Source organism: Desulfovibrio sp. SGI.102, assembly GCF_050314315.1.
Classification (GTDB): Bacteria; Desulfobacterota; Desulfovibrionia; order Desulfovibrionales; family Desulfovibrionaceae; genus Desulfovibrio.
On sequence record NZ_JBNPNC010000097.1, the window covers coordinates 1 to 4,118 of the forward strand.

At 50.8% G+C, this 4,118-nt stretch carries 5 protein-coding genes and 1 pseudogene; 4 read left to right on the forward strand and 2 right to left on the reverse strand.

From position 1 onward, the window contains the following. Window positions 1–453: 453 nt before the first annotated feature. Both rdgC and ACQRCJ_RS12090 read left to right on the forward strand, forming a co-directional pair. Window positions 454–957: pseudogene (gene rdgC, locus ACQRCJ_RS12085) on the forward strand (recombination-associated protein RdgC); the annotation flags it as partial. A 135-nt stretch (window positions 958–1,092) separates the two neighbouring features. Then, window positions 1,093–1,593 carry a hypothetical protein gene (locus ACQRCJ_RS12090; protein ID WP_427799908.1) on the forward strand — a complete coding sequence of 167 codons (501 nt, stop codon included), beginning with the start codon at window positions 1,093–1,095 and terminating at the stop codon, window positions 1,591–1,593. A 119-nt stretch (window positions 1,594–1,712) separates the two neighbouring features. Here ACQRCJ_RS12090 and ACQRCJ_RS12095 read toward each other — a convergent pair whose 3' ends face one another. Together ACQRCJ_RS12095 and ACQRCJ_RS12100 are read right to left on the reverse strand one after the other, a co-directional pair. Next, window positions 1,713–1,985 (reverse strand): type II toxin-antitoxin system YafQ family toxin, encoded by a 273-nt coding sequence (locus tag ACQRCJ_RS12095; protein ID WP_427799904.1) that lies wholly within the window; start codon window positions 1,983–1,985, stop codon window positions 1,713–1,715. Further along, window positions 1,985–2,260, reverse strand: a complete 276-nt coding sequence (locus ACQRCJ_RS12100; protein WP_427799905.1) for a type II toxin-antitoxin system RelB/DinJ family antitoxin — start codon at window positions 2,258–2,260, stop codon at window positions 1,985–1,987. The genes ACQRCJ_RS12095 and ACQRCJ_RS12100 overlap by 1 nt, the downstream gene beginning before the upstream one ends. A 242-nt stretch (window positions 2,261–2,502) precedes the next feature. Between ACQRCJ_RS12100 and ACQRCJ_RS12105 the strand changes: the two genes are divergently transcribed. Further along, complete coding sequence (locus tag ACQRCJ_RS12105) at window positions 2,503–3,729, forward strand: ImmA/IrrE family metallo-endopeptidase (protein ID WP_427799906.1); 1,227 nt, start codon at window positions 2,503–2,505, stop codon at window positions 3,727–3,729. Continuing rightward, window positions 3,726–4,118 (forward strand): DUF4411 family protein (locus ACQRCJ_RS12110; RefSeq protein WP_427799907.1); only part of this gene is annotated, 393 nt, incomplete at its 3' end. The genes ACQRCJ_RS12105 and ACQRCJ_RS12110, both read left to right, overlap by 4 nt.

The following is a 4,118-nucleotide window of genomic DNA, read 5'->3' on the forward strand; positions in this document are numbered from 1 at the left end:
AGCCGAGGGAAATCCATGCCACCTACCTACAACACCATCACCTGCCGTCAGTGCGGGCAAATATTCCAAGCACCATCGCCACGCTGCCGTATCTGTTTTGGCTGCCAGCGCCAAAAGGCGCTACTGCGCAAGCGTGCGCGACGAGCCCTTCTCAGGGAACAGCGCATCGGAAATCCTCGCAGACCTCTGGATGATCCGCGAGATCAACCAATGGTGTCTGTCCCTCCCTCTGCCGAAGCATTCCTGGCCACCCATTCTTCCCAGCTGCAAACCTGCCCCAGGATGCACCTGACAGCACTCTCCCTACCCTGCGGAGAACGCATCGAATGCTTTGGAAGAAAACGATGTTCCAAGGTGCCCAGAGGAATGCAGGCACCAGACCCTAAAGTCTCTTTCTGTAATCTCTACTAGCCCGGTGTTGTCCGGGCTTTTTCATATCTTGGAGAAATCACCATGGGCAGTATCTACAGCGCCAGCATCAGCTTTACCCGCTTCAGGGTCATCGACCCCATCCCTTCGGAGCTTTTGACGCAAATCCCCGAAAAGCTGCGTCAGTTCGCCTTCCGGGACATTGACGACCTGCCCGAGATGCAGGCCTATGGCTGGGTATGCTTCGAGGATATGCTGGACACCGAATGGCGGACGGCCCCGCCGCAGAAGGGCAATTACTTCACCTTTTCCCTGCGTCTCGATACCCGGCGCATCCCGCCGGCCATCATCAAAAAGCAGTTGTCCCTGGCCTTGAAGGCCGAAAAGGAAAAAATGGAGGCCCAGGGCAAAAAGTTCATTTCCCGTGAGCGCAAAAAAGACCTCAAGGAACAAATCCTGCTACGCCTGCGCCAGCGTTTTCTGCCGGTCCCGGCTGAGTTCCATGTTGTCTGGGAGCCGGATCGCAATGAAGTCTGGTTTGCCTCCACCCAGGGGAAGATGATCGACCTGTTCATGGAACTGTTCATCACCTCCTTTGGTCTGCACCTGGAGCAGATCGAGCCATATAGCCTTGCCGAGGGGCTGCTGGATGACGTGGAAATGGGCAAGCTCAACCGTAGCGAATCCACCAGATTTACGGGTGAACCGGGGAGTGATGGCCTGATGCTGGGCAATGTCCTGGGCGAGGAGTTTTTGACCTGGCTGTGGTTCCAGAGCGACGTGGCGCCAGGCGCCTTCGTGGACAAGGATGGCCAGCCTTTCTCTGTTTCCATGGAGCAGCGCATCGTCGTTCAAGGAGGCCAAGGGGAGGCCAAGGAGACCGCCAGTGTCGCCGGTACGCTCTCCCCGCTCACAGAGGCCCGCTTCGGCCTGGGCAAGGGCAAAAAAGTGACCCGGGCCACCATCCGCCTGGAAAAGGATGGGCTGGCTTTCCAGTTTACCCTCTCTGCTGATGACTTCACTCTGGGCAGCATGAAGCTCCCCAAGGTGGAAAAGCCTGAAGAGGATGACGACCCGGACGCCATGCTGCTGGAGCGGTTTTATCTGATGGAGGTTTGCCTCGGCCTGCTGGAGAGCCTATATGCCACCTTCCTGCGACTGCGGCTTTCCGCTGACTGGAGCGAGACCGTCCAGGAAATCACGGCTTGGATCGGACGGGAATAATGCACCTTCAGAAAGAGCTGCGGTAAGTTACCAGCAAGTGAGCATCACCAACGAAAACAGGCCGTTGCCTTCGCATCGTGCGGGGCAGCGGCCTGCTTGGCAAGATGATTCAGGGCACATCAGAACAAGTCGCTGTGCGTGCCTGTCCGCAGAAGATAGAGGACAAGTTCTTCGTCTGCGATCTCGTACACCAGCAGCCAGTCCGGCGTGATGTGGCATTCACGGCATCCGGCAAAGTTGCCGGACAGGGCATGATCCCGGTTCTTTGCGGGCAGGGGCTCCCCTGCCGCCAGCTGCTTGATGATCTCCGTCAGCAGCGCCATGTCATAGCCGCGCTTCTGCGCCCGCTTCACGTCCTTCTGGAATCTGGAGGTGGGCTTTATGGTGAGCATCAGTCGAGCAGCTCCTTCAGCATGGCCTCGGCATCCGTATAGCCCTTGTAACGCTCGGGATGCTGCTTCATCTCCCGGACTTCGGCCAATGCCTCAAGGCTTTCACGGTTGGGCTGGTTCAGCGCCACTTCAAAAGGAAGCCCCTGGCGCTGGATGGCCTGCCGCAAAAAGATGTTGACCGCCGTGGTCATGTCCATGCCCAGCGCGGCGAACAGCTCCTGGGCCTGCTGCTTGACCGCGCTGTCCATACGAATGGTCATGCTGGTTGTCGGCATATGCTGTCCTTTTTCACAAAAATATGTCTGACAGGTGTACGATGTCAAGACAACAGACATATCATTCTTATGAGGCCCAACATGGTCTAGTCTCAAACCGGATAACGCATCAAAGGTGAACAGCCCACATGAAAACAGGCCGTTGCCTTCGCATCGAGCGGGGCAGCGGCCTGTTGTGCAAGTTGATTCGAGATGTATAGCACCCCATAAAGGCTTGCAATACTCCTCATTCTGGAGTATTTTTGAAAAAAATTTTCATTTATTTTTTTGAGGTCACTATGGTTTCTTCCCATTCTGTTCCTGCCAATCCGACTATTCTCCGCTGGGCTCGGGAAGATGCGGGACTTTCTCTTGAAGAAGCCGCCGACCGGGCTAAAATCCATCCCCTTAAGCCACGAGGACAAAAACCTGGGGCGACGCCTGCAGAGCGCCTTCAGTCTATCGAGTCTGGAGAGCATCCCCTTTCCAGCACTTTGTTAAAAGCTCTGGCCAAAGCTTACCGGCGCCCGGAAATCACTTTTTTCCTCCCGATTCCTCCGCATAAGGAAGAATTCTTAGCGGATTTTCGCACAGTAGATTCTAGGCCGAACACTGCAGATTCTCCAGAATTTTCAGCACTTAAGCGTCGTATTATCTCTTTACACAAGGCGCTGAAAGATATTGCAGAAGCTGAAGAGGAAGCTCCTCTTGCCTTCGTTAATTCCGAGACAAGCAACTCTTCTGTGTCTAGCGTAGCTGCCGCCATACGGTCTGTACTTGGGCCAGATCCTCGCAAAGTCTCTAGAATCCGTGATGAAGCTGAATTTTTCAAAGCCCTTCGAGAGCAGGCTCAGCATGCTGGAATATACGTTATTCTTCTTGGAGATTTAGGAAGCCATCATTCTGCAATTCCACTAGAAGAATTTCGTGGAATGTGTATTTCTGACTCTTTGGTTCCTATGATTGTTATTAATCCAAATGATACTCTCAAGGCGAGAGTTTTTTCTCTTTTGCATGAGATATGTCATATTTTTATTGGAGCCACAGGCTATTGCAATGGTGATGGGGTCATTAAATCTCATTATGATAGAGCTCAAGAAACTTTTTGTAATGCAGTTGCGGCGGAGTATCTTGTTCCTGAAAGTGAACTAATTAAAGAAAACTTTCAAGAGCCGCTAATGCAATCCATTGATAAAATTGCAAAAAAATTTAAAGTAAGTTCTATAGTTATTGCGAGGCGTGCAAAAGATATCCATAAGATAACACATTCTGATTATAATTATATAGTACAAACTTGCATTGAACGTGCTCGATCTTTTAGAAACGATGTACGTGGTGGACCAGATGCAAATGCTGTTATGGCCTTTCATCTTGGTAAAAAGCTGGTTTCGACATTGATAAACGCTGCAAGTAATGGGTATATAGGATTTAACGATGCATCTTCTTTATTAGGTATATCTGTTGCAAGACTAGAGAAGGTGGCACGATGATGTACATTTTTGATACATGCATTCTTGTTAATGCAAATCGTGTCCAATTTCCAATATCTACAAATAATTTATTTTGGGATTGGCTAGTTGACTGTGGTAAGCAGGGGAAAATAAAAATTCCAGAATCTGTCTTCGATGAAATTGGCGAAGGCAATGATGGACTTGCGCAGTGGATAAAACAAAACAAAGAGCATTTTTTCATTCCTAAAGACGATGCGTATACCCATATGCCAGCAGTGATGGATGCTTATGTTAAGGCTTATGGGCAAGATAGCTCATTTCCTGAGGGAACTCTTGAAACACTAAAAGCAGATCCATATGTTGTTGCACATGCAAAAGGACTTTCAGCGTCAGTTGCAACAGGTGAACTGGCTAAAAATGGGAAATTA

Bases quoted from the DNA above. Each gene is read 5' to 3' on its own strand.
- ACQRCJ_RS12090 (WP_427799908.1), top strand. From the start codon at position 1,093: ATGCTGGGCAATGTCCTGGGCGAGGAGTTTTTGACCTGGCTGTGGTTC.
- ACQRCJ_RS12100 (WP_427799905.1), bottom strand. From the start codon at position 2,260: ATGCCGACAACCAGCATGACCATTCGTATGGACAGCGCGGTCAAGCAG.
- ACQRCJ_RS12095 (WP_427799904.1), bottom strand. From the start codon at position 1,985: ATGCTCACCATAAAGCCCACCTCCAGATTCCAGAAGGACGTGAAGCGG.